1 protein-coding gene is annotated in these 360 nt (G+C 48.3%); it reads left to right on the plus strand.

Features of this window, described 5'->3' with window-relative positions; all coding sequences use genetic code 11:
• Positions 1-360 (plus strand): hypothetical protein (locus tag A3750_RS25865; RefSeq protein ID WP_197474887.1); only part of this gene is annotated, 360 nt, incomplete at both ends.

Below are 360 nucleotides of genomic sequence, written 5' to 3' on the forward strand. Positions count from 1 at the left end.
ATGAGCTTAAACTGTCGGGTGCGTTACTCGTTCTCGCAGTGGTACTGATCTGGTCGTTAGCGCGAAACGGCGCTGAGGAAGGGATCTTTGGTGTTGCGTTAATCGGTGGCCTGGCATTTTACTTGTCCTATGTGAAGTATTATCGCGCATACAAGCCTGCGATGGATCGATGGGGTATTAGGGAACTGTGCAATCCGAACCATCCTCGGCAAGAATATCGAGTAGCTCAGCGTGATTTAGAAATCTCTCCGGATGAAGTCAAACTGATTGCTATGCAGCATGGCGTGAAAGTCGTTTGTCATGACGCTCCCACTAATCCAAATGTGCAGGTCTATGAGTTGCAGCGAAATTACGAACATC

Source organism: Oleiphilus sp. HI0079 (genome assembly GCF_001635105.1).